Annotated in this window: 20 protein-coding genes; 11 read left to right on the top strand and 9 right to left on the bottom strand. The window is 61.8% G+C overall.

The features are described 5' to 3' along the window. Positions 1–3: 3 nt before the first annotated feature. The 8 genes from N5D22_RS00825 (at position 4) to N5D22_RS00790 (ending at position 8,343) form a co-directional block, all read left to right on the top strand. Positions 4–969: a substrate-binding domain-containing protein gene (locus N5D22_RS00825; protein ID WP_279655649.1), complete on the top strand. Its 966-nt coding sequence runs from the start codon at positions 4–6 to the stop codon at positions 967–969. Between the two features lie 105 nt (positions 970–1,074). Beyond that, entirely contained in the window at positions 1,075–2,079 is a 1,005-nt protein-coding gene (locus N5D22_RS00820; protein WP_279655648.1) for an ABC transporter permease, read from the top strand. Between the two features lie 9 nt (positions 2,080–2,088). Then, entirely contained in the window at positions 2,089–2,910 is an 822-nt protein-coding gene (locus tag N5D22_RS00815) for an ATP-binding cassette domain-containing protein (protein WP_279655647.1), read from the top strand. Between the two features lie 25 nt (positions 2,911–2,935). Then, complete coding sequence (locus tag N5D22_RS00810) at positions 2,936–3,838, top strand: sugar phosphate isomerase/epimerase (RefSeq protein ID WP_279655646.1); 903 nt, start codon at positions 2,936–2,938, stop codon at positions 3,836–3,838. A gap of 82 nt (positions 3,839–3,920) precedes the next feature. Then, positions 3,921–5,093: a Gfo/Idh/MocA family oxidoreductase gene (locus N5D22_RS00805; RefSeq protein ID WP_279655645.1), complete on the top strand. Its 1,173-nt coding sequence runs from the start codon at positions 3,921–3,923 to the stop codon at positions 5,091–5,093. Positions 5,094–5,172: 79 nt separating this feature from the next. Beyond that, on the top strand, positions 5,173–6,114 hold the full coding sequence (locus N5D22_RS00800; protein WP_279655644.1) for a sugar phosphate isomerase/epimerase: 942 nt from the start codon (positions 5,173–5,175) through the stop codon (positions 6,112–6,114). 55 nt (positions 6,115–6,169) lie between these two features. Beyond that, positions 6,170–7,099, top strand: coding sequence for a TIM barrel protein (locus tag N5D22_RS00795; RefSeq protein ID WP_279655643.1), 930 nt, complete (start codon positions 6,170–6,172; stop codon positions 7,097–7,099). Between the two features lie 137 nt (positions 7,100–7,236). Continuing rightward, positions 7,237–8,343 carry an agmatine deiminase family protein gene (locus N5D22_RS00790; protein ID WP_279655642.1) on the top strand — a complete coding sequence of 369 codons (1,107 nt, stop codon included), beginning with the start codon at positions 7,237–7,239 and terminating at the stop codon, positions 8,341–8,343. A gap of 133 nt (positions 8,344–8,476) precedes the next feature. Here the strand turns inward: N5D22_RS00790 and N5D22_RS00785 are convergent, their stop codons facing one another. The 3 genes from N5D22_RS00785 to N5D22_RS00775 all read right to left on the bottom strand — a co-directional run bounded on the left by N5D22_RS00785 (position 8,477) and on the right by N5D22_RS00775 (position 10,411). Beyond that, positions 8,477–8,839: a hypothetical protein gene (locus N5D22_RS00785; RefSeq protein WP_279655853.1), complete on the bottom strand. Its 363-nt coding sequence runs from the start codon at positions 8,837–8,839 to the stop codon at positions 8,477–8,479. Positions 8,840–9,116: 277 nt separating this feature from the next. Then, positions 9,117–9,872: a hypothetical protein gene (locus N5D22_RS00780; protein ID WP_279655641.1), complete on the bottom strand. Its 756-nt coding sequence runs from the start codon at positions 9,870–9,872 to the stop codon at positions 9,117–9,119. After that, a complete protein-coding gene (locus tag N5D22_RS00775; RefSeq protein ID WP_279655640.1) occupies positions 9,869–10,411 on the bottom strand; it encodes an RNA polymerase sigma factor in 543 nt (180 codons plus the stop codon). The genes N5D22_RS00780 and N5D22_RS00775 overlap by 4 nt, the downstream gene beginning before the upstream one ends. 113 nt (positions 10,412–10,524) lie before the next feature. Here N5D22_RS00775 and N5D22_RS00770 point away from each other — a divergent pair, with 113 nt between their 5' ends. Then, positions 10,525–11,934 (top strand): S8 family serine peptidase, encoded by a 1,410-nt coding sequence (locus tag N5D22_RS00770; protein ID WP_279655639.1) that lies wholly within the window; start codon positions 10,525–10,527, stop codon positions 11,932–11,934. A 100-nt stretch (positions 11,935–12,034) separates the two neighbouring features. Here the strand turns inward: N5D22_RS00770 and N5D22_RS00765 are convergent, their stop codons facing one another. Then, the gene (locus N5D22_RS00765; protein ID WP_279655638.1) at positions 12,035–12,304 is read right to left on the bottom strand and encodes a hypothetical protein; all 270 of its coding nucleotides are present in this window, start codon (positions 12,302–12,304) and stop codon (positions 12,035–12,037) included. Between the two features lie 248 nt (positions 12,305–12,552). On the opposite strand from N5D22_RS00765, the gene N5D22_RS00760 reads away from it, so the two are divergent. Then, positions 12,553–14,019 (top strand): SLC13 family permease, encoded by a 1,467-nt coding sequence (locus N5D22_RS00760; RefSeq protein WP_279655637.1) that lies wholly within the window; start codon positions 12,553–12,555, stop codon positions 14,017–14,019. 142 nt (positions 14,020–14,161) lie between these two features. Further along, positions 14,162–15,337, top strand: a complete 1,176-nt coding sequence (locus tag N5D22_RS00755; RefSeq protein ID WP_279655636.1) for a glycerate kinase — start codon at positions 14,162–14,164, stop codon at positions 15,335–15,337. Positions 15,338–15,410: 73 nt separating this feature from the next. Here the strand turns inward: N5D22_RS00755 and N5D22_RS00750 are convergent, their stop codons facing one another. The 5 genes from N5D22_RS00750 to N5D22_RS00730 form a co-directional block, all read right to left on the bottom strand. Then, positions 15,411–16,436, bottom strand: a complete 1,026-nt coding sequence (locus tag N5D22_RS00750; protein ID WP_279655635.1) for an ABC transporter ATP-binding protein — start codon at positions 16,434–16,436, stop codon at positions 15,411–15,413. Then, positions 16,423–17,433, bottom strand: a complete 1,011-nt coding sequence (locus N5D22_RS00745; RefSeq protein WP_279655634.1) for an ABC transporter ATP-binding protein — start codon at positions 17,431–17,433, stop codon at positions 16,423–16,425. The genes N5D22_RS00750 and N5D22_RS00745 overlap by 14 nt, the downstream gene beginning before the upstream one ends. Beyond that, positions 17,430–18,344 carry an ABC transporter permease subunit gene (locus N5D22_RS00740; RefSeq protein ID WP_279655633.1) on the bottom strand — a complete coding sequence of 305 codons (915 nt, stop codon included), beginning with the start codon at positions 18,342–18,344 and terminating at the stop codon, positions 17,430–17,432. Before N5D22_RS00740 ends, N5D22_RS00745 begins: the two co-directional genes overlap by 4 nt. A 1-nt stretch (position 18,345) precedes the next feature. Continuing rightward, positions 18,346–19,287, bottom strand: a complete 942-nt coding sequence (locus N5D22_RS00735) for an ABC transporter permease (RefSeq protein ID WP_279655632.1) — start codon at positions 19,285–19,287, stop codon at positions 18,346–18,348. A gap of 68 nt (positions 19,288–19,355) precedes the next feature. Then, positions 19,356–20,915 (bottom strand): ABC transporter substrate-binding protein, encoded by a 1,560-nt coding sequence (locus N5D22_RS00730; RefSeq protein ID WP_279655631.1) that lies wholly within the window; start codon positions 20,913–20,915, stop codon positions 19,356–19,358. Positions 20,916–21,048 lie beyond the last annotated feature (133 nt).

The following is a 21,048-nucleotide window of genomic DNA, read 5'->3' as shown; positions in this document are numbered from 1 at the left end:
ACAATGACATTTTTCAGGAAATTTCTCATAGCGGGCGCTGCCTCGCTGGCGATGGCATCCGGCGCGTTTGCGGCCAACATCGCTGTTGTCGGCGGCAAGAACGACGATGCGTTCTGGAACCTCATCAAAAAGGGTGTCGATGATGCGCGCCTCGTGGTCGAGGCGAATGGCGGCAAGGTCAACTACCTCCGCCTGCAGACCTATGACAATTTCGCGCCCGATGTGGTGCAGCTGATCCAGACCGCCATCAGCCAGAAGGTCGATGGCCTCGTCATTCCGAACTGGGTTCCGGAAGGCGAGGACCCGGCGATCCGGGAAGCGATCAATGCCGGCATCAAGGTCATTCTCATGAATGCCGGAGGGCATGAAAAAGCAAAAGAACTCGGCGCGATCAATTATGTCGGCTCGGATGAATATATTGCCGGCGTCGCCGGCGGCGACTACTTCGCAAAGCAGGGTAAAAACAACGTCATCTGCGTCAACACCGTTCCGGGCGCCGCCAATCAGGAGGCGCGCTGCAAGGGCGTCATCGACGGCATCACCAAGGCCGGCGGCGCCGGCAAGCAACTGCCGCTTCCCGCCACCAGTTTCGGCGACGCCACCGCCGTTGCCGAAGCGATCAAGGCGACATTGCTACAGGACAGCAAGATCGACGGCGTCCTGACCATTTCGGCGGGTGACGCGGATTCCGCCGCTATCGGCATCATGCAGGCAGGCAAGACCGAAACCGCCCTGCTTGGCACTTTCGACCTCAACCAGTCCGGCCTCGACCGCATCAAGGACGGGACGCAGGGTTTCGCAATCGATCAGCAGCCCTATCTGCAAGCGCTGCTGGCAGTGACGCTTCTGGCCTCGGCCATCGATTTCGGGACCGATCTGCCAACTGCACCGCTGCTGACGGGACCGAATATCGTCGACAAATCCAACATCCAGACCACGCTTGCCGGCGTCGCCAAGGGAGCGCGCTGAGCGGTTATCCGTGCCCGCCTCCGATCCTCGACAAGACCGGGGATCGGGGTTTGACGGGCGAAAGGATATCCCCCGGCGCTTAGGGCCAATATTGGAGTGAACGACGTGAAAAATCTCTCTTTGGGCGACCTGCTGCGCCGCCCGGAATCAGGCGCCTTTCTCGGCCTTGTTTTCGTCCTTGCCTTCTTCGTCATCTTCGGCAGCATCGAATTCCTGAAACCGGCAGGCGCTGCGAGCTGGCTGAATGTCGCCGCCAATCTCGGCATCGTCGCCATTCCCGTCGGGCTGCTGATGATTTCCGGGGAGCTCGATATTTCCATCGGCGCGATGATCCCGGCCGGCGCGCTGACGGTCGCCATTATCTCCGGTTATTACGGCATGCCGATCTGGCTCGGCATCGTCGGCGCGCTTTGCCTTGGGTTGCTTGTCGGGCTGATCAACGGCTTTCTGGTAATACGGACCGTGGTGCCCTCACTGATCGTCACGCTCGGCACGCTGTTTGCGGTGCAGGGTCTGATCCTCGGCTTTTCCGTGCTTCTGACCGGCACGACCAGCGTGGCGCTGAGCCCCGCCCAATCCGGCCCCATCGCAAAATTCCTGTTCGGACAATTCATCGGCGGCAGTTTTCAGGTCAGCATCGTCTGGTGGCTGCTGCTGACGGCGATCTATATCTTCTATGTCCACTACTCGCCCTTCGGAAACTGGATTTTCGCCATGGGCGGCGACCGGGTGAGCGCCCGCAATGCCGGCATTCCCACCGACAAGCTGACGGTGACGCTTTTCGTCCTTTCCTCCGTCAGCGCCTCCTTCGTCGGCGTCTGTCAGGCGATCCTCTTCAATGTCGCCCAGGTTTCGGCCGGCATGACCTTTATCTTCAACTCCATCATCGCGGTCGTCGTGGGCGGGGTGCTGCTGACCGGCGGCTTCGGTTCGGTGATCGGCATTTTTCTCGGCACCATCACCTTCGCCATCGTCAATCAGGGCATCTATTTCACCTCATTCGACCGCAACTGGTCGAGCCTCATCATCGGCGTCATGCTGCTCCTGGCCGTGCTGATGAACAACACCTTCCGTGTCATGGCGCTCACCTATTCGCCGAAGAAGAAGTGAGGCAAGACGATGTCGACACCCATTCTCGAACTTAAAAACGTCAACAAATCCTTCGGCCCGATCGATGTTCTGCACGATATCTCGCTGAAGGTGCGCGCCGGCGAAGTGCTCTGCCTGCTGGGAGACAATGGCGCGGGCAAATCCACGCTGATCAAGACATTGGCCGGCGTCTACCAGCCGAGCTCCGGCGAAGTGCTGATGGACGGAAAGCCGGTCAATTTCGACGGACCGCGCGACGCGCAGCGTATGGGCATTTCCACCGTACACCAGTTCGGCGGAACCTTTCCGCTGATGAGCATCGGCCGCTCCTTCTTCGTCGGCGTCGAACCCACCAAAGGCTTCTGGCCGTTTCGGATCTATGACCGCAAGAAGGCCAATGAAATCGCCGTGAAGGCAGTGCAGGAATTCGGCATCACCCGCATCGATGACGGCGACCGCCTGATTGGCGGACTCTCGGGCGGAGAGCGGCAATCGCTCGCCATCGCCCGCGCGGTGCATTTTGGCGCACGCGTTCTCATCCTCGACGAGCCGACGGCGGCGCTGGGCGTGAAACAGGCGTCCCACGTCCTGCGCATCGTACTGGAAGCGCGCAAGCGGGGGATTGCGGTGATCTTCATCACCCATCAGGTCACCCATGCCATCGCCGTCGGCGATCATTTCGCCGTGCTCATCCGCGGCGCGGTCGCCGCCAATTTCCGCAAGGGCGAAAAATCCCGCGAGGAAATCACCGACCTGATGGCCGGCGGCGAGGCGCTCGCCGATCTCGGCGCCGAGGTGGAGAATTACATGGCCAGCCATGACGGCCATCCGCCGCAGCCGCCATCGAATTGAGAGAGAAAGCAAGGATCAAGACGACATGAAAATCGCCCTCGACCCCCACATGCACCGTTTCACCAGCCTTGATGAGCTGCCCGCCAAGGTGAAGGAACTCGGCTACGACTGGATCGAACTCAGCCCGCGCGCCGATTTCCTCGAATGGTTCAAGGCGCCGCGCGTGTTCCCCGAGCGTATCCGGTCTTTCAAGAAGGCACTGAAAGACGCCGATGTCGGCATCGCCTCACTGCTGCCGATGTATCGCTGGGCCTCCAATGACGAGACCGAACGGCAGGCGGCGGTGAAACACTGGAAACGCGCCATCGAGATCGCCATCGAACTCGAGGTCGACACGATGAATTCCGAATTCGGCCGTGGACCGCATCCCGACAAGGGTTCCTGTTATTGCTGCCATACCGGCTCGATGATTGAGGCCTGCGAGGATGCCTGGTGGCGCTCGATGGAAGAACTGGTGCCGATCTTCGAGCGCGAAAACATCAACCTGCATATCGAGCCGCATCCGGAAGACTGGTGCGAAACGCTGCAGCCGGCGCTGGACATCATCCGCACCGTCAATTCGAAGAACGTCAAGTTCCTCTATTGCGCGCCGCACACCTTCTATTTCGGCGACGACACAAGGGCGATGCTGCGCGAGGCCAAGGACGTGCTCGCCCATGTCCATGTGGGCGATACCTTCAACCACAAGGCCAGTTCCGGGCTTCGCTATATCCTCAATCCGCCGGGCACGCAGGCGCGGGTGCACCAGCATCTGAATATCGGCCAGGGCGAAGTGCCGTGGGACGACTTCTTCGGCACGCTTTCCGAAATCGGCTTCGACGGCATCGTGACCTCCTGCGTCTTCGCCTGGGAGGACAGGGCCGATGAATCGAGCCGGTTCATGCGCGGCAAGATGCAGGACTATATCGACCTCTATTTCAAGAAATAACGCGGCAAACCGGCGCTGAACCCGAGGCGGATCCCGCCTCCCGCCACGGCCGTTCGCAACATCAAATGGAAAGACGACTGACATGATCAACGGAGAAAGACTGATTTCACGCCCGCTGCGCTGGGCCATGGTGGGCGGCGGACGCACGGGACAGGTAGGTTACAAGCACCGCACCGGCGCCCTGCGCGACGGCAATTACCAGCTCGTCGCCGGCGCCTTTGATCTCGATGCCGAAAGGGGTCGCGATTTCGGCGTCAATCTCGGCGTGGCGGCGGAACGCTGCTACCAGGATTACAAGGCGCTGATTGCCGGCGAAACGGCGCGCGAAGACGGCGTGGACGTGGTTTCCATCGCCACCCCCAATTTCACCCACTACGAAATCACCAAGGCCTGCCTTGAGGCCGGGCTGCATGTCATCTGCGAAAAGCCGCTATTCTTCACCGTGGCCGAATGCGACGAGGTGGCGCGGCTGGCCGAACAGAAGGGCCTGATTGTCGGCGTCACCTATGGCTTTACCGGGCATCCGCTGGTCCACCAGATGGCGGCCATGGTCAAAAAGGGGATGCTCGGCGACATCCGTATCGTCGACCTGCAATATACCCACGGCTTCAACGCCGGTGACGATGTGGGCGCGGGCGAAGCCGTCAAATGGCGCACCAATCCCCGCACCGCCGGCCCGACCTTCGTGCTGGGCGATATCGGCACACATCTTTATTATCTCTCGGAAGTCGTGCTGCCGCATATGAAGGTGGAACGGCTGCTCTGCGACCGCAAGGCCTTCATCCCCACCCGCGCGCCGCTGGAGGACCACGCCACCGTTCTGATGCATTACGACAATGGCGCGCGCGGCCGCCTGTGGGTCTCCTCCGTCAATGCCGGCAATATGGGATCGCAGCGTTACCGCTTCGTCGGCTCCAAGGCGTCGCTCGAATGGTCCGATTCCCATCCCGACCAGCTGATCTACGAGGTTCAGGGCGAACCCGGCCGTATCCTGCACCACGGCATGCCCTATCTGGAACAGGAAAGCCTCGCCATCGACCGCATGGGCGCGCTGCATACCGAAGGTCTCGGGGACAGCTGGTCGAACATCTATCTCTGGATCGCCCAGGCGATCGACGCGGCCAATCGCGGTGACAGGGCTTTCCTTGAAACCCACCATTATCCCGGCATCACGGCCGGCACCGAAGGCGTGCGCTGGCTGGAGAACTGCGTCCGTTCGGCCGATGCCGGGGCCGCCTGGGTCGATTTCGCTTAACCAGCTTGGGGGCGCGCCGGACAACTCTCCCGTCCTCCTCCTCAAACGCGTCCCCATATTTTTTCAGAAAGACGACACGATGAAACTTGCGATTTGCACTGATGTCATGGCGAACCTGCCCTTCACCGAGATGCTCGACAAGTGCGTCACGCTCGGTGTCGAGGGCATCGAGATGACCGGCGGCGGCTGGTCGAGCGGCCCGCATTTCCGGGCGGACGAACTTCTGGCGGATAAGGGCCTGCTCAGGTCCAAGCTAAAAGAGATCGAGGCCCGCGGCCTCGAAATCGCCGCCCTCAATTGCTCGGCCAATCCGCTCGACCCCGGCGATATGGGCAAGCGCCACCTGCAGGAGATTGAAGACACCGTCCGGCTGGCGGGCGAAATCGGCGTGACAAAGATCGTCACCATGTCCGGCCTGCCGGAGGCGGCACCCGGCGATACGGTCCCGAACTGGCTCGTCTACACCAAGAGCTGGCCGAACGAGATGCCGGAGCGCGACCGTTACCAATGGGAAGACCGCGCCTTCCCGCTCTGGCATGGGCTTGTGAAGCTCGCCAGGGAAGCGGGCGTTGAAAAATATGCGCTCGAGAATTTCTCGGCCATGCTCGTCTGGAACCCGGAAACCCTGTTCCGCCTGCGCAATGAGGTCGGCCCGACGGTCGGCATGAATCTCGATCCCTCGCACCTGATGTGGATGGGGGCCGATCCCATCGCGTCCGCCCGCGCACTCGGCAGCGCGATCCACCATTGCCACGGCAAGGACACCCGCATCGAACGCGGGCTGGCGGATGTCAACGGCCTCTTGGAGCTGAAAGAGGTGACTGACGTCGCCAACCGCAGCTGGAACTATGTGGCGGTGGGAGCCGGCCATGATCTGCAATGGTGGAAGGAATTTTTCTCCGTGGTGCGCATGGCCGGTTACAATGGCTGGGTGAGCCTGGAGATGGAGGATTTCACCATGTCCACGGAGGCAGGCATCCAGTCCTCCATCGACGCCCTTAAAGCCACCATCAGCCGCTGAGACATGATCCGGGCCGCAGAAAGCGGCCCGGCGTCAATTGCGCCACGAGGACGCCATGACCAACCCGATCACCATCACCACAGCCCCCTGCTGCTGGGGCGTCGACGACGTCAAAAATCCCCATCTGCCCCATTGGGAAAAGGTGCTGGACGAGGCGAAGGCCGCCGGTTTCGGCGGCCTGGAACTCGGCCCCTACGGTTATCTGCCGCTTGATCTCGAGCTTGTCTCGCAGACGCTGGATCGGCGTGGCCTGAAGATCGTCGCCGGCACCATCTTCGACGATCTGGTCTCACCGGAAAACCGCGCCAACCTGCTGCGCCAGACCGACGAAATCTGCGCGCTGATTACCCGCCTGCCGAAACCGCAAACCCATGCCGGCCAGCGCTTTTCCGCCCCCTATCTGACGGTGATGGACTGGGGGCATGACGAGCGCGACTACACGGCCGGCCACTCCGACCGCGCGCCGCGTCTCGATGGAAACACCTGGAACGGCATGGTGGAAAACATCCGCGCCATCGCAACGCTCGCCCGTGACAAATACGGCGTGCGCGCCACCATCCATCCCCACGCCGGCGGCTACATCGAATTTGCCGACGAATTGCGCCGCATCGTCGGGGACATCCCCGCCGATCTGGCGGGCCTGTGCCTCGATACCGGCCATATGGCTTACTCCGGCATGGACCCGGTCGCGACGCTTCGCAAATATTGGGACCGTGTCGACTATATCCATTTCAAGGACATCGACGCCACAGTCTTTGATGAAGTGATGGGAGAACGCATCCGCTTCTTCGACGCCTGCGCCAGGGGCGTCATGTGCCCGATCGGCCGTGGCTCGATCGATTATCCGGCCATCCGCAGGCTCCTGACGGAGCTCGGTTATGGCGGCTACATCACCATCGAACAGGAACGCGACCCGCGCAACACCGGCAGCATTCTGGACGACCTGGCTGCCAGCAGGGCGTTTCTTGCCAGAAACGGGTTCTGAACCCGAAGAGATAAAGCCGTCGCACCATCCGAAAATTGCAGGACGATTCAGCCTCCGTTGACAGCATCCACGGACGAACCTAAGCTGCGAACCGTGAGTTATAGCGATAATTTTCTTTGCGTTTTCATGGTGATACGATGATGACCCGCCGCGAGACCCTGCTGTTTGCCGCTGCCGCCACCGCCGGCCTTTCGACGTCGCCACGCCGGGGCCAAGCGGCAGGCCCCTCAGCCCGTGCCGCCGGTTTTTGGTATCCTGAGGAAACGGAACCGCATGAACGCACCTTCATGCAGTGGCCGGTAAACCCCGCCGTGCACGACGATCCCGATTTCCTTGACGATCTCCAGAAAACCATCGCAAAAATCGCCAATACCATCGCGGAATTCGAGCCGGTCGTGATGCTGGCTGCAGCGCAGCACCATGGCGCGATCCGCAAACGGGTGTCGCGCAACGTCGAATTATGGGACATTCCGACCGACGATCTCTGGTGTCGCGATTCCGGGCCGTCCTTTGTTGTGGATGGCAAGGGCGGACTGGCCATCACGCAGTTCAACTTCAACGGCTGGGGGAACAAGCAGACCCATGGCGCCGATGGCCGGATTGCCGCGCGGATAGCCGAACATATGGGCCTCCAGGTTTTTGATGCGGGTCTGGTGGGTGAGGCTGGAGGTGTTGAAACCGACGGCCACGGGACGCTGATCGCCCATGAAAGCAGTTTCATCAATGCCAATCGCAACCGGGGTGGCAAAGCCGAGATCGAGCAGATGCTGCTTGAGACGATGGGGGCGCGCAAGATGATCTGGGCGCCCGGCATCATCGGCGCCGACATTACCGACTATCACATCGATGCGCTGGCCCGTTTCGTCAAGCCGGGCCAGTTGCTGATCCAGATGGGCGACAAGATCGACCGCGATGACCCGTGGTCGGTCGCCGCCTTCGAAACCCGCGAGATTCTGGCCGCAGCAACCGATGCCGAAGGGCGCAAGCTGGACATGGTCATTTTGCCCGAACCTTACGACATCCGGTCCGATAGCGCCGATTTCGTATCCTCCTACGTCAACTATTATGTCTGCAACGGCGCAGTGATCGCCGCCGAGTTCGGCGACCGGGAAGCCGACGAACGGGCCGCAGCCATTCTTGGCAAGCTTTATCCCGGCCGCGAGATCGTCACATTAAACATCGATCCCGTGGGTGAGGTAGGCGGCGGCATCCATTGCGCCACCCACGAGCAACCCAAAGTCTGATTATCCGGGACTTATGTTTCCACGGCGGACGGAATATGCGGGAACATCAAAGCCGGCACGAAAATGGCCTCGAAGTCTGAAATGACTTCGAGGCCATTCGACAGGTTACCGGCACGAACCGGTTGCGCGAACGTCAGGCTTCGACGGACTCGCGAACATCGTCCAGCAGAAAGTGCACGATGACGTAAGGCGTCGTGTATTTCTGGCCGCTATCGGACACGCTCTCGACACTGCCGCCGTCGGAGGGATGCCATTTCTGGTAATGGGGATTATTGGCGATCAGCGTAATCGCTTTGCCCGAAAGCCTGCCGTTCAGCCGATAACGCGCCTCTGCGAGAGGCCAGATTTTTTCAAAATCCTGCTGGCTGATACGGGCTTTCAAGGCCTTCCTGGATATCGTTTTTCCGGGCGAACCATCGTCATGTGCTGCCGATGGGATATGCAGGTCAACCTCTTCCGCATCATCCAGCAGAAAGGCAAATTCGTCTGGCCACATCCGTCTCACGTTCGCTCCTCCCAAAGCTTGTCGTCCTACAACGCGATTATGATAGCGCCTTTGCGGTGAGAGACAATGGTGGAGATGAACCTGCGCCTACCGACGCAGAATTGCGTCCACGGCAGCGGCAATTGTCTGAAGACGCAAGCAGACGCAATATTTCTGGCTGGCCGTTGAACGTGCCTCCCGTGGCCGCGACGGCCGACATGGCCGATAAACTAATCGCGTGGATGGGCCGCGCTGTCGGCTGCGCCGGAACCACGGAAAGCCATCCCCGTCATTCGACCTTTTGACCGAGAGAACGCTGTTCTTCCTCGGCGGAAAGCGGGGGAGCCGCTTCAATCGACGCGAGATAAGCGTCGATCGTCTCCTGCGAGGAGACGGGGACATAGCCCTCCGTTCGCGGGGACGACAGGGTCAGACGCGTTGTCCAGGTTCCATCCATCCGGCAGGCAACGGTTGTCATGCTCTCCTGCTGCCGTTTCAATTCATATTCGCGGCAGAACTCGCCCTGCCCATCGACAAAGCTGGAGACAATACGCAACACCGCAGATTGACCGAGCTCGATATCCCTGCCGGAAGGCTGGCGGTCGAGTGCGGCAGATAATTCCCTCTCGGCCGGCGCACCGAATCCGATGCTACCACGCCCGACCACAAAGCCACCGGCGCCGGCGACAACGGCAAGTACGGACGCCGCAATCGGCGCCAGCCAGCGCTGCCTGAGGCGAAGTATCTCCGGCTTTTCTCGCCGGCGGAAAGCAACGATCTTGCTGCCGGCGGCATCAGAATTGCCGGATTTTGAATCTTCGACCATCCGGCGTACCGATGCGGCAAGCGCATCCGGCACCGGTTCATCGATCAGTGGTTTCATGGTGGCGGCAAGCGCCATGCGCGTGTCGAGAAAAACAGCGAGGCGTTCGGCAAGCGCTTCATCGCTTTCGAGCGCCTTTTCCAGACGAAGGCTGGTTGCCTCATCCAGCTCGCCATCGGCAAATGCCATCAATGTCTCGTCGTCAAAATATTCCATGATCATGCCACGCCGCCTTTCGTATCGGACGAACGTTTCTCCCCGAGACTTATTCCCGTCAGTTCCGCCAGATGTTTGCGCGCCCGCGCCAGCCGACTCATGACCGTGCCGATGGGGATGGAGAGAATATCGGCCGCATCCCGGTAACTCAGTTCCTCGACACAGACGAGAACCAGCACTTCGCGCTGCTCTTCCGGCAGCTTCTGCAAGGCCGCCGCGACTTCCAACAGTTCCATGCGGGCATGTGTCGCCGCCTCTCCCGAAGGCACCGACACATCATGGGCCTTTTCGATCTCCTCCTGCGGGCCGGCCGTCCGGACGCGGCGGAGATGGTCGATCCAGAGATTGCGCAGGATACGAAACATCCAGGCGTCGAACCGGGTATCGGGCGCAAAACTGTCGGCGGCAACGATTGCCCGCTCGCAGGCCGCCTGCACGAGATCGTCGGCCAATTCGCGTGAATGGCAGAGCGAAATCGCAAATCGACGTAGGTTGGGCAGGAACTCGACCAGCCTCTGCGGCACTGTAGACATTTCATTCGTCATGCAATTTGTTTGGCACAGAACGGAATAATCTGTCGAGACAAACGTCTATCTAAGGTAACATTCCCATATGCGTTGAGAGATTTTCGCGCTTATTTTCTACCGGAGATAGTCTTTTGCCGAAGATTGCACCGTTTCGTTTCGGGTTTTTTGTCGTCATTCTCATCGCCGCGGGTTCATTGACCGGGTTACCGCTGCTGCAATCGGCGGGCGTGGCTCCCGGTATCGCGGCAGCGCTCGCCGACGATGATGGCGATGGCGGCAGCGATGACGACGATGGTGGCGGCAGCGGGTATGGCGGCTCCTCCGGCGGAGGAGGCCGCGGCGATGACGACCGGCGTCCGCGCGGCGATCTGCGCTCGCTTTTTGGCTGGCCATCCCAGCGAGCGGAACGCAGGCCGCCGCCCCGAAGGACGGTGAGCGTTCCGGATCGCGCCCCCAACGAAATCCTGGCATTCGATCTCGACGAGACGTCGATTGCAAATCTGGCGCAGCAAGGGTTTGTTGCCGATGAGCGAATGAACATTGCGCTGACGGGCAGCGAATTGGTCAAGCTGACAATACCGCGGGGCATGACGCTGGAGACTGCGCGGCAGGCCGTTACCACTGCGGCTCCCGCCGCATCCGTGGATTTCAATCACTTCTATCGGCCGGAACAGAAGGAAGCCTCTTCCTGTTCGGGTGATGGCTGCAGGCTCGTCAGGCATATGGTCGGCTGGCCTCTCGATGGCAGTCGGGATCAGACGGCAAGCTGTGCCGCGCCACTGCCGATCGGTCTCATCGACACCGCCATAAACGCCGGGCACGCATCGCTTGCCGAGGCCACAATCGAGGTCGTGCGGCTCGGCGATGATGCGAGATCGTCCTCGGGCGAACAGCATGGAACCGCAGTTGCCGCCCTTCTGGTCGGGGCTGCGGGCAGCCGCGCACCCGGCCTGCTCCCCTCCGGCCGCCTTGTGGCGATAGACGCCTTCCAGCGATATCGCGGGACGGCCGATATTGCCGAAACATACGATCTCATCCGCGCAATTGACGTGCTGGCCGAGAGAAAAATCCGGGTCGTCAACCTCAGTCTGAGCGGACCGGCGAACGCGCTGCTCGAAAAGGCGGTGGGCGCGACGATCGACAAAGGCACGATCCTGATCGCCGCGGCCGGCAATGATGGTCCAAACGCCAGACCGGTCTATCCCGCAGCCTATGCGGATGTCATCGCGGTAACAGCCGTGGACAGAAGCATGAAGCCATATCGGCGCGCCATTCGCGGTGATTATGTCGACATCGCCGCGCCCGGCGTCGGCGTGTGGACCGCCGCCTCCATTTCCGGCGGCAGACAGAAGAGCGGCACATCTTTCGCCGCCCCCTTCGTGACGGCCGCAGCCTCGCTGCTGCTGGGTGCAAACCCGGACATGCGGCCGAACGATCTGGCGGACGCGCTGGCGCGGTCGGCAAGCGACATGGGCGCACCGGGCAAAGACGCGATTTTCGGCTGGGGCCTGCTCAACGCACGATCCTTATGCCAAAGCTGAGTTCGCCGGCGTCATCTATCTTCTGACCCATTCATGCGTGCCATCAATGAAAATGCCCGGCGCAAGGCCGGGCATGAACATCGGATCTTGACGCGGGATATCAATCGTCGTCGTCGTCGTCGTCATCGTCATCATCATCGTCGTCACCGGAAGAACCGTCACGGAACCCCCGCCATCCATCATTGTCACCACGATAGCGGCGACTATAGCGACGATCATCGTCGTCATCCCTGTCATCATCCACAAGGACGATGTGAGAGCGCACGACAAGCTGCGGCTGCATCGGCGTGGTATGCGCCGGAGATGCCGCAACTGTGAGGGTTACCGTGGCAAGTAGCGCTGCCGCGCCTGCGGCAAAAATCGGGCTCATGGCTTTTCTCCTTCCATGTTTGGTGTCGATACCTGCAGATGAACGCAGCTGCCGCGGCTTTATTCCATGGAATGACGATTTCCCCGGACCACCCTGCATTTAAAAACTTACCTTGGCTGGGAATAACCGCCGTCATCGAACGTTCATATTGCCACACGGGGAGTTTTGAGCCGCCCGGCGGCCTCCCCATCCGAAACCGCCCGCTAATGACGGCGCAATTCAAAGGAGGCCGAGTGGTGGCGCACCTCATGTCCTTGCCCACGGCAAATCCAAAGAAAGAACCGGCGACAATCGTCGTAACCGAGACAACCGTTTCCATCCGGCGCCTCAGGCAGATCGTTGCGATGCTGCTGACCGTCTTCGCCGCCGTGCTGATCTTTCTTGCAATCGACGGCCTGACAATGCCGATGCGGGCAACGCTTTTCATCTTCTTCTCGGCCATCGTCGCATGGACGGTGCTGGAGCTGCCCGAAACGCCGGTTGCCCTGACCGGAGCCATCGCCCTTGCCGTCGTTGGCGCCATACCGGAAGATTTGGTTTATCAGTCGCTGGGCAATGACATTATCTGGCTTCTCCTGTCGGCTTTCGTGATTGCCGGCGTATTGCGGAACGTGGGTCTGATCGAGCAGGTGACGGCGCGTCTGATGCCGAAAATGCGCAGCATACGCTCCATGTTCTGGATGCTGACGTTTCTGACCTTCGCGACCGCCTTCGTCATTCCCTCCACTTCAGCCAGGGCCGCGATCCTCATGCCGGTCTATCTCGGGCTGTCGACCGCAATCGGCAATAGCCGGATCTCGCGCGCCCTCGGGTTGCTCTTTCCCACGATCATCCTCCTGTCGGCCGGTGCATCCCTGATCGGCGCCGGGGCGCATCTGATCGCCGCTGGTTTCTTGTCCCGCCTCACCGGAGTTCAACCGGATTTCATCGGCTGGCTGGTGCTGGCCGGCCCGTTTTCGCTCGTCACCTGCCTGATCGCCTGCACCATCCTGCTGCACGTGTTTCTCACCAAAGAGGAACGCGACATGGCCCCGGACAGCGAAGCGGGGCCCACGCGTGTCGCCCCCTTCTCCAGAGAGCAGGTCGTCGTCGCGGGCGTTGTCTCCTTTACCGTCCTGATGTTTTCCACCCATTCCGTTCACGGTATCGGGATGGCGCTGACCGGCATGGTGGCAGCGCTTGTCCTCTGCACGCCGAACGTCTCCGGCATGACGCTGAAAACAGCCCTGAAGACCGTTGAGTGGAACCTGCTTCTTTTCATGGCGGGCACGCTTGTCATCGGCGAGGCGCTGATCGAGACGGGCACGGCGCAGATGCTGGCCGATCGGCTGGTGGCCGTTTTCCGCCAGAGCACGATCACCGCGCCGGTCATCATCACCTCGTTCGCCGTGATCGTCGCTGCCATGTCCCATCTGGTGATCACATCGCGCACGGCGCGGGTGACGGTTCTCATTCCCGCCTTTGCGCTGCCCTTGGCCGGCCTCGGCGTGGATCCCGCCGTGCTTGTGATGGCGGTGACACTGGCGAGCGGCTTTTGCCAGATGACGATGGTATCGGCAAAACCGGTGGTTCTGTTCGGCGGCCTGGAGCCCGCCGCATTCACGCAAGCCGACCTGCGCAAGCTTGGTTCTTTCCTCCTGCCACCTTTCATATTCCTGCTCATCCTGTCGGCCACATTTCTTTGGCCGATGCAGGGAATTCTGCAGAAAAATTAACGTGGACAACAGCTTGGGTTAAATGAGAGGCCGTGACATGCGGCCTTTTTTATTTACCCGACTAAATTTTATGATCATCGGAATAAGCGGCGGGCCGAGACGTTTCCCCAATGTCACATAACTGTCATGAAAGGACCGTCCCATGCCCTTCCGCGTTGTTGTTGCTCCCTCTGGTTTCAAGGAAAGCCTCTCAGCCGAGCAGGCCGCCGACTGCATTGAAAAAGGTGTTCTGCGCGCCTTCCCCGGCTCTGTTGTGGTCAAGGCGCCCATGGCCGACGGCGGCGAAGGCTTTACCCGGGCGCTGATCGGCGCCACCAATGGCACCATCCACCCGGTGACGGTGACCGGCCCGCTTGGGCAACCCGTCCCCGCCTTTGTCGGGTTTCTCGGCGGATGCACAGAGCGGACGGCGGTCATCGAAATGGCCGCAGCCGCAGGCCTCAGCCTTGTTCCGCGCGATCGCCGCAATCCCTGCCTGACCACGAGTTATGGCGTCGGCGAACTCGTGCGCGCCGCGCTCAATGGTGGCGCAAGACGAATATTGCTCGGCTGCGGCGACAGCGGCATCAATGATGGTGGCGCCGGCATGGCGCAGGCGCTGGGCGTTCGACTGCTCGACGCCGCCGGCCGGGATCTTGACCGCGGCGGCGCGGCGTTGACAAAACTGGATCGCATCGATCTCGGCAACCGCGATCCGCGCCTGTCCGGGGTGCGCATTGATGCCGCTGTGAACTGGCATAACCAGCTTCTCGGGGAACGTGGCGTCGCCCGCGTTTTTGGCCCGCAGAAGGGTGCCACACCGGAACAGGTGGAAGAGCTCGCTGCGGCGATGGAAATCTATGCCGCCCGCATCAAGGACAGCACAGATATCGATGTCGGCTCTGCGCCAGGCGCCGGCGCATCCGGCGGACTGGGTGCAGCCGTCCTCGGCCTGCTCTGCGGCAAGCTTCATCCCCGCTACGATATCGTCATGCAATATCTCGATGTCGACGACTATCTGCGCAACGCCGACCTCGTGATCACCGCAGAAGGAAGCCTCGATGGCCAGACACCCTTCGGCAAGGTCCCCGCCGAAATCGCCCGCCGGGCCAAGGAGGCCGGCGTCCCCGTCGTTGCCCTTGCAGGTACGATCGGCAAGGGAGTGAGGCTCAATTTCGAATGCGGGATTGATGCTTTCGCCTCGATATTGACCCGGCCATGCTCGCTTGAGGATGCAATATCACTGGCGCCCAAGCTTCTGGCCCGTGCAGCGGAGGATGCGGTCAGGATGATCATGATCGGCATGAACCTGCGGCTGCCGATGGGAAAAGTAGGCTAGCCCTGGAACCTGCGGGATGAACAGTTCCTGGATTTGCAGACTGGAATGAGGAGGCCAGGCTCGTGGGCGAGGCTTAGCCTCGCCCGTTTGATCCTGCGGCATTGACGGCTATCGCGCGGCCATCGGCCTTGATGCAGGCTGCGCGTCCTCCGTGCCCGACAAAATCGAGTACCGGATCGATCCTGGCGCAAGCCGCTTCAGCTATCGGACAACGGGTGTGGAACCGACAGCCGGACGGGATTGCCCTCGGGCTCGGCGGATCGCCGTCCAGAAGGATGCGCCGGCGGGCCTGCTCGATACGCGGATCTGCCGAGGGCACGGCCGAAAGCAGCGCCTGCGTATAGGGATGGGCGGGCTTTGCGAAGAGATCGGCGGTCTGCCCCTCCTCCACGACACGGCCCAGATACATCACCGTCACGCTGGTACAGATCTCGCGGATGACGGCAAGGTCGTGGGCGATCATGATGATGGTCAGGCCGAGCTTCTGCTGGAGCTCCAGGAAAAGCCGGACGATCTGCGCGCGGATCGAGACATCCAGCGCCGAAAGCGGCTCATCGCAGACGAGGATCGACGGGTTGAGGGCGAGCGCCCGGGCGATCGAGACACGCTGGCGCTGGCCGCCCGACAGGGAGCGCGGGAGACGATCCCGCACCGTATCTGGCAGCGAGACGAGATCGAGCAGTTCGGCGAGGCGCGCCCGGCGCTGCTCGGCCGTGCCGGTCCTGTGGATCAGCAACGGTTCTTCCAGCGACTGTTCCACCGTCTGGCGCCGGCTCATCGAACCGAGCGGGTCCTGAAAGATGAACTGGATCTCGCGGGCGAACGCCTTCGGGTCCTGGCGTTGCCACTCGGCCCGGTCGCGGCCGGCGATCTGCACGCTGCCTTCGGTCTCCCGCTGGAGGCCGATGATGGTGCGGGCGAGCGTCGTCTTGCCACAGCCCGATTCCCCGATCACGCCATGGAAAGTGCCGCGGGGAATGGCGAGGCTTACCCCGTCGACCGCCTTGACGCCGGGGCCGCCGTTCTTGGAGGCGAAATGCACCTTCAGGCCACGGATATCGACGGCAGGCGCCGTCTGCGAAAGGTCAGGCTGCGGCATGATCGGTCTCGTTTCGTGGTGCGATGGGGCAGGCGGCAAGGTGGCCTTCGCCAGACGCCGTTACGGTTTCGAGGAGCGGCCGGCTGACGCGACATTGCGGCACGGCAATGGGACAGCGGTCAGCGAAACGACAGCCCGGCATCAGCTTGATCTGGTTCGGTGGAGAGCCCGAAATCTCGCGGCCGACGATACGGTTGCCGGAGCGGAAATCGGGCACCGATGCGAGCAGGCCGCGCGTGTAGGGATGCGCCGGCCGGGTGAGCACGTCCATGACAGCTCCCTGCTCGGCGATCTGGCCGGCATAAAGCACCACCACGCGGTCGGCCGCGGCCGCCACCGCACCAATATCATGGGTGATCAGGATGACGGCGATGCCTTCCTCCCGCTGGATCTGCCGCAGGAGTTCGAGGATCTGCGCCTGCACCGTTGCATCGAGTGCGGTGGTCGGCTCGTCCGCGATCAGCACCGGCGGGTTCGCCGCAAGCGCGAGCGCGATCATCACACGCTGCAGCATGCCGCCCGACATTTCATGCGGATAACGGTCGTAGCGGTCTTCGGGATCGGGAATGCCGGTGCGGTGGAGGAGCTTGATCGCCTCCTGCTTCGCGGTGATGCGATCCGCTCCACGAAAGCGCCGGACCTGCGCCGCAAGCTGCGGGCCGACCTTCAGCATGGGGTTGAGCGCGCTCATCGGGTCCTGGAAGACGACGCCGAAGTAGCGTCCGCGCAGGGCCGAGCGCGCCCTGCCGCCGGCCCGCAGCAGATCGCCCCCCTCGGCCAACGCCTCGCCGCGGATATCCACCCGGACGCCTTCGGGCAGGAGCCCGAGCGGGCCAAGGGTCATGACCGTCTTGCCGGAGCCGCTTTCCCCGACGACCGCCACGGTCTCACCGGGATGGATGGCGAAGGAGACACCGTCGACGGCGCGGACGCTGGCCGTCGGCGTATGGAGGTCAATCACCAGGTCCTTGATCTCGTATATAGGTTTGGTGCTCATGCGCTTACCCTCCCCTGGCGTTCGATTTCCGCGCGTTGCACTTCCTCGGCCGCCCGCGCCGCGCGGCGGCGGCGCAACAGCCGGCCGCTGATCGGCGAAGGCACCTTCTGCAGGGCGAAGGCTTCACCGAGCAGGTTGAAGCTGACCACGACGAAGGTGAGCGCAAGGCCGGGGATAATGACCAGGGACGGATATTCCTCGATATAACCCATGCCGTCGACCAGCATCTGGCCCCATTCCGGGGTCGGCGGCGCAACACCGAGACCGAGGAAGGAGAGCGTGGCGATGGACAGGACGAGCGCACCGGCGTCGGCGCTGGCGTAAACCACCACGAGCGCCAGGACGTGCGGAAGGATATGCCGGACGAATATCCAGAGATGCCCCGCCCCCATGACGCGCACCGCCTCGATATAGGGCTGCTGCAGTTCAGCGGTCACCACGGCACGGCTCATGCGGGCATAGTTCGCCCACCAGGCCATGGTCAGCGCGAAGATCATCGACCAGTAGCCGGTGCCCATGATGCCGATCAGTGCAAGAGCGATGACAAGGCTGGGCAAGGCCAGAATGATGTCGATAATGCTGATAAGCACAAGTTCGACCGTGCCGCCGATATAGCCGGCAAGCGAACCGAGAACGACGCCGATGACGAGGGCCGCGACGAGGACGATCGCCATGGCGACCATGGACACCTGGGCGCCGCCAACAATGCGGCTGAAGATGTCACGACCGAGATAGTCCGTGCCGAAGAAGTGCTGTGCGCTCGGCCCGGCGAGAACGGCGCTGTAATCCTGCGCGGCCGGGTCGTAGGGCATAATCAGCTGCGCGAAGACGGCAACGAATACCAGGAGAACGACAGGCGAGAGGGTCAGCCACGGCAGGCCGCGCAGGCGATTCAGGAAATCGGGCTTCATGTCAGGCCCCCTTTGCTCGGCGCAGCCGCGGATCGATCAGCATGCACACGAAATCGGCGATGAAATTGACGGAGACGAAGAAGACCACGAACAGCAGCAGCGACGCCTGCATGCCGATGAAGTCCCGGAAACGGATGGCGTCGATGAAGAACGAGCCGATGCCCCGCAGCGCAAAAACGGTCTCGACCACGATCGAGCCGATAATCATCAGCGTAAACTGCGCGCCGAAGGTGGTGACGTAGGGAACGGCGATATTCGGCAGCGCCTCGCGCACCAGTACGCCGCCGCGCGTATAGCCCTTGGCGAAGCCGGTGGTCGCGAAGGGTCGCGCCATCACTTCCTGCAGGTTGACACGCACGACGCGGGCAAGCACGCAGGCGGGGAAGAGCGCGATCGTCAGCCAGGGCAGAATCCACCCGGTAAAACCTCTCACCCCAAAGGCCGGCACCAGGCCAAGCCAGACCGAAAAGACGATGACCAGCATCGCCGCCACGAAAAAATTCGGCGTCGAAGCCCCGATCAGCGAGAAACCGTGCAGGATGCGATCCACCGGTCCGCCATTGCTTGCCGCGCCCACAAGGCCCATGCCGAGCGACAGCAGCAACGCGATGAAACCACCGCCGGCGAGCAGCGCGCCGGTGATCGGAATACGTTTGGCGAATTCCTCGGCTATTGGCTTGCCGGTGCGCAGCGAAGTGCCAAAATCGCCCATGAAGGCATCGGCAAGCCATGCGCCGTAGCGCATGGGAAGCGGATCGTTCAGGCCAAGGTCATTGGCGATACGCGCGATCATCTGCGCGGAGGCGCCCGGCCCGGCGGCCCGTTCGGCAATCAGCGCGGCGACATTGCCGGGTGCGGCGCTGATAAGGGCGAAAATTGCTGCGGAGGCGGCAAGAATCAGCCCGATGGCGAGCAGAGCCCGTCTCAAGAGAAGTTTTTGCATTGGTGTTCCCCACAAAATGGACCGCCGGCCTTATTTCCTCGAAAGGCCGGCGACAAATGGCCAGGTCGTCAGGCCTTCAGGGAAATACCCTTGAACGGCAGATCGTAATCGGTCGTCGGCAGCGCGAAGTTTTCGACACGGGCCCCATGCGCCCAAAGACGCTGCTGCACGACGAGCGGGCAGACGGCAACATTGTCGAAAAGCCAGTCGTAGACCGCCTGCATCGCCGGTTCGCGGGCATCCCCGCTCGCTTCGGTCGCCGTCTTGACCAGGGCGTCAAGTGCCGGCGCGACATAAATCTTGCCGTCCGGGCCGCTGTCGACGGTGGAAACGAACGGATTGCCAAGCGTGCCATGCGGATCGTAGGGCGCGCCATAGGTCGTGAAGAAGGTGAGATCGTATTCGAAAGCCGGGCGGCGATCATGCATGGTGGCGTTGTCGACGGATGTCACCCGCGCCTGGATGCCGCATTCGGCGAGCTGGCCCTGCACCATCTCGCCGATCCGCCGCGAGCCGGGCAGCGATTCCTCGGAAACAAGGAATTCCAGCGTAAGCGTCTGGCCGTCCTTGGTCCAACCGCCGCTTTGCGCCCAGCCGGCGTCGGTCAATATCTTCCTGACGGCGGCGACATCGCGGGTAGGCACCTCATGACGCTTGCCGGAGAATGGAATATTGGCCGGGAAGAGATCGACAATCGGATCGGCGTAACCTTCGAAAAGAACCGCGGCGATGGCACGTCGGTCGATGGCGTTGAAAATCGCCCTACGCACGGCAATATCCTGCACCAGTGGCGATTTCGGCGAATAACCGAGCAGCAGCGTCGCCGTGCCAGGCTCGGCTACGACCGCAACCCCCTCGCCACTCAGTGACTTGGCGCGGCGCGGCGACAGCGGCGCGACCCAGTCGCCGCCGATGATGTCGAGGTCACCCGAGCGCAGAGCGTTGGCGCGCGCCAGTTCATCCGGGACGACGCTGAGTTCGATGCGGCTGAAATTCGGCTTTACACCCCAGTATTTCTCGTTGCGGACGAGAACGGCGCCGGAAGAATCCGTCGACTCGACGATCCATGGACCCGTACCGATCGGAGCGGTCTGCTTGCCCTCGCCATCCACGGCCTTCGGTGACAGGAAGCGCACCGGGCGAACGATCGTCAGTTCGAGAAGGCCGGCCGGAACGGGGCGCTTCAGCTTGAGCACCAGCGTCTGCGGATCCTGCACGACAGTGCTGTCGAAAGCGTCGGAAATCGCGATCCACGAGAAGTCGGCAACACCCATCCAGCGCCTGAGGTTCCACTCGGCCGCCTTGGCGTCGAACGGTGTGCCATCGGAGAAGGTGACGCCCTTGCGCAGATTGAATGTGATCGACAGGCCGTCCTCGGCAACCGTCCAGCTTTCAGCCAACCCCGGCTCGACCGTACCGTTCTGGCCGTAATGCACGAGGCCATCGAATACGATGGTGTAGGAACTCAGCGACGACACGTTCGTCAAAAGATCGAGATTGCCGGTTTCCGCAGCGATGGCGATCTTCAGCGTGCCGGCATCCTGCGCAAAGCCGAGCTTCGGACAGGCCGAAATCAGGGCAAGGGCAGACGCAGCGGTCACGAATTGCCGGCGAGATAAATCAATCATTGGTCATTCCCCTTTTTGAAGTTTCAGTTCCGTAAATTATTATGTCTATACAATTAAACCTATCCTCCTCCATAGGATTCTGCAAGTGGTCATTATGCGCAAATGTGAATTCTTGGCGATGCAGAAATCGAGC

It is taken from the genome of Agrobacterium sp. GD03872, assembly GCF_029840625.1.
Lineage (GTDB): Bacteria > Pseudomonadota > Alphaproteobacteria > Rhizobiales > Rhizobiaceae > Agrobacterium > Agrobacterium fabrum_A.
This window is presented reverse-complemented; position numbering and strand designations above follow the sequence as displayed.

Coding starts and splice junctions, on each gene's coding strand:
- N5D22_RS00740 (WP_279655633.1), bottom strand. CDS start 18,344: ATGAAGCCCGATTTCCTGAATCGCCTGCGCGGCCTGCCGTGGCTGACC.
- N5D22_RS00790 (WP_279655642.1), top strand. CDS start 7,237: ATGATGACCCGCCGCGAGACCCTGCTGTTTGCCGCTGCCGCCACCGCC.
- N5D22_RS00765 (WP_279655638.1), bottom strand. CDS start 12,304: ATGAGCCCGATTTTTGCCGCAGGCGCGGCAGCGCTACTTGCCACGGTA.
- N5D22_RS00755 (WP_279655636.1), top strand. CDS start 14,162: ATGCCCTTCCGCGTTGTTGTTGCTCCCTCTGGTTTCAAGGAAAGCCTC.
- N5D22_RS00745 (WP_279655634.1), bottom strand. CDS start 17,433: ATGAGCACCAAACCTATATACGAGATCAAGGACCTGGTGATTGACCTC.
- N5D22_RS00775 (WP_279655640.1), bottom strand. CDS start 10,411: ATGACGAATGAAATGTCTACAGTGCCGCAGAGGCTGGTCGAGTTCCTG.
- N5D22_RS00730 (WP_279655631.1), bottom strand. CDS start 20,915: ATGATTGATTTATCTCGCCGGCAATTCGTGACCGCTGCGTCTGCCCTT.
- N5D22_RS00735 (WP_279655632.1), bottom strand. CDS start 19,287: ATGCAAAAACTTCTCTTGAGACGGGCTCTGCTCGCCATCGGGCTGATT.
- N5D22_RS00795 (WP_279655643.1), top strand. CDS start 6,170: ATGACCAACCCGATCACCATCACCACAGCCCCCTGCTGCTGGGGCGTC.
- N5D22_RS00825 (WP_279655649.1), top strand. CDS start 4: ATGACATTTTTCAGGAAATTTCTCATAGCGGGCGCTGCCTCGCTGGCG.
- N5D22_RS00750 (WP_279655635.1), bottom strand. CDS start 16,436: ATGCCGCAGCCTGACCTTTCGCAGACGGCGCCTGCCGTCGATATCCGT.
- N5D22_RS00805 (WP_279655645.1), top strand. CDS start 3,921: ATGATCAACGGAGAAAGACTGATTTCACGCCCGCTGCGCTGGGCCATG.
- N5D22_RS00815 (WP_279655647.1), top strand. CDS start 2,089: ATGTCGACACCCATTCTCGAACTTAAAAACGTCAACAAATCCTTCGGC.
- N5D22_RS00780 (WP_279655641.1), bottom strand. CDS start 9,872: ATGATCATGGAATATTTTGACGACGAGACATTGATGGCATTTGCCGAT.
- N5D22_RS00760 (WP_279655637.1), top strand. CDS start 12,553: ATGTCCTTGCCCACGGCAAATCCAAAGAAAGAACCGGCGACAATCGTC.
- N5D22_RS00785 (WP_279655853.1), bottom strand. CDS start 8,839: ATGTGGCCAGACGAATTTGCCTTTCTGCTGGATGATGCGGAAGAGGTT.
- N5D22_RS00810 (WP_279655646.1), top strand. CDS start 2,936: ATGAAAATCGCCCTCGACCCCCACATGCACCGTTTCACCAGCCTTGAT.
- N5D22_RS00800 (WP_279655644.1), top strand. CDS start 5,173: ATGAAACTTGCGATTTGCACTGATGTCATGGCGAACCTGCCCTTCACC.